We start from the raw sequence: 2,251 nt of genomic DNA, 5'->3' as shown, positions 1-2,251 counted from the left end.
CGATGGGTCGAGAAATCGAGCGGGAATTAGAAAGATAAAACAATAAAAAGGATAGCCCTAACAGGCTATCCTTTTTTTTCGCCTGCAAGAAAGGTATCCACTTTGTTATTAACATCGGCTTTAACTTGTTGCCTAAATGTTTTCGCTTCGTCTTTGACTCGAAATAGTTTTTCACCATCAAAGGTTTGACCATGAGTCACATCACTGACCGCTGATGTGTTGCGAACCACACGATAAATCTCTTCCATCAACTCTCGATTCGACGGTCTACCATCGTCACTATCGTTGAGCTTAATACGCAGTGCTAACGTCAACAGTTGACGAGTAGCTTCAGAATCACTCAGACGCTCCTGATCTCTAAATTTAATGAAGTCTTGCTCTAACTTGCCGCGTAAAGTGCTTTGTAAAGGGTAAGAGCGGGCCATTATCCTCTCCTTTTTAGTTCAATGAATCTCAATAATATATCAATATAATCACATTGAAGCAATCAACAAAACACCCACTTTAAACCTTACTGCAAAAGGGATAAATAAGAATTGAATGACAACTCATTTAAAACCCATTTAAACACCCCGCAGAGCCTTACTACAAAAGGGATAAATGCCATTTAATTGAGATTGCATATTTACCAATTGAGATTTCAGCGGCTAATTAGTTGAGATTTTGAAAATTTTTTTGAGGTTACTTTTAATGGTTGGGAAGGTTTTAAGCTCTTGTTTCTATTGGTTTTATATTTTTACAGACAACCATTTAAATCGATTTTCGATTTAGCGAGGTGTGTGGATGATTCTAAAGAAGTGACGATCAACTCCAATGAACTTCCGTTTGTTTTGTGTTTTTGGGTGGTGCTCTAGGAACAACGAGAGCAAAAGCCGAACCGTTGGCGATTGAATCAAGGGTGATAATGTAAATATTGAGAGGGATGGAAAGCGGAAAAGGAAGAGTTTGAGATAGTCAGCACCGCACCACAATGGTGCATAGCTGCTAATTTTAATTACGGTTGGTAATAAACTTTTTGTACTTTTTGGATGTATATTTTTCTAGCGTTTTCGGTGCGTTTAGAAAATCCGGCATTATATGCCCCGACACTGTTCCAGTTATAGCCATGTGTAGCAAAGTTAGAGCTTAATACCCATGCGCCTAATGAAACATTAAAACACGGCTCATAAATATTCGTTTTGTTTAAGTTAAATTCAGCGAGTCGGGAGAACCAACTAGAGTTAATTTGCATCAACCCAAAATCACGGCTTATAATTTTTCCCGACCTGTTTTTATTTTCATTGTAAGCGTTGGGATCAAGACTGCTTTCGACCTGAGCAATAGAACGCAACAATTTTGGATCAACATTGTAATGAGATCCGGCTTCATCAAAACAGAACGCGCCCGCAGCGGTTGGGAACAATAACAATAGCAAAGATAATTTTTTCATAATCAAAAAAATGGAGTCCGTTGTGTACTCCATTCTATCGCATATTGAAAGTGATTAATATTCACTCGGTAGTAAAACAGTTGTTACGCTTCTATCTCGCTCGGTAATGATCCATATACGTTCACCGCACAGTATGTATTCAGATATAATACGCTCGCCTGTTTTGGCCGCTTCGTCATTGGTTATTTTATCCTCAGCACAAACATTACCCCAATCCCCATTATTATGACGCATTAAGTAAATGTGTAAACTTGCCCCAATATTTTTATCCAGTAATTCAGCAATGCCTTGCGTCATGACTATCTCTCCTAACTCAAAAGGTATTGCTGTACAAACATAACGTTGTGCTTTCATTTCTTCTTGATTTGGAGTAGTATTCAAAGTGTTCATTTTATGTTACCTCATATTACTTAACTTGAACATGCCTCAATATTTACGTCTAATAAATATTGAGGCTTTTTATTTTTGGTTAATACACATCTTCTGTTTTACGAATATGATTAAATACCTCATAAATATCATCGTATGAATAGCCGTATTCTTCGAGCTTATCAACACAATCACAAATATCATTCGTATAAAAACATTCATGATTGAATAGCTCACGGCGAATAATGGCTTGCTTTCCATTTTCTTCAATATCTTTTTTGATCCCCTCTTTTTGAATTTCACCTAAACGCACCACTAAATTTTTAGCGTTACTTTCTGGGACAATCATTCCCATTCCAAGCGATACATATTCAATGCCTTTTTTCTTGGCATCATTAAACTGTTGATTAGAGAAAGCGAAAAATGCGCCTAGTTCATTGAATAAATCGGTTT

At 37.0% G+C, this 2,251-nt stretch carries 4 protein-coding genes; all 4 read right to left on the bottom strand.

Features of this window, described 5'->3' with window-relative positions:
• Positions 1-65: 65 nt before the first annotated feature.
• Positions 66-425 (bottom strand): hypothetical protein, encoded by a 360-nt coding sequence (locus AB6E51_RS24205; protein WP_102332424.1) that lies wholly within the window; start codon positions 423-425, stop codon positions 66-68.
• 569 nt (positions 426-994) lie between these two features.
• Positions 995-1,429: a lytic transglycosylase domain-containing protein gene (locus AB6E51_RS24200; RefSeq protein WP_102332425.1), complete on the bottom strand. Its 435-nt coding sequence runs from the start codon at positions 1,427-1,429 to the stop codon at positions 995-997.
• Between the two features lie 54 nt (positions 1,430-1,483).
• On the bottom strand, positions 1,484-1,819 hold the full coding sequence (locus tag AB6E51_RS24195; protein WP_102332426.1) for a type I restriction endonuclease subunit M: 336 nt from the start codon (positions 1,817-1,819) through the stop codon (positions 1,484-1,486).
• Between the two features lie 79 nt (positions 1,820-1,898).
• A partial coding sequence (locus AB6E51_RS24190) for a hypothetical protein (protein ID WP_372127336.1) occupies positions 1,899-2,251 on the bottom strand: 353 nt, incomplete at its 5' end.

Origin of the sequence: Vibrio sp. 10N.247.311.47, from assembly GCF_041467535.1 — a bacterium.
Taxonomy (GTDB): Bacteria; Pseudomonadota; Gammaproteobacteria; order Enterobacterales; family Vibrionaceae; genus Vibrio; species Vibrio crassostreae_C.
Note: the sequence above shows the minus strand (reverse complement) of the source record. Positions and strands in the feature narration are given on the sequence as shown.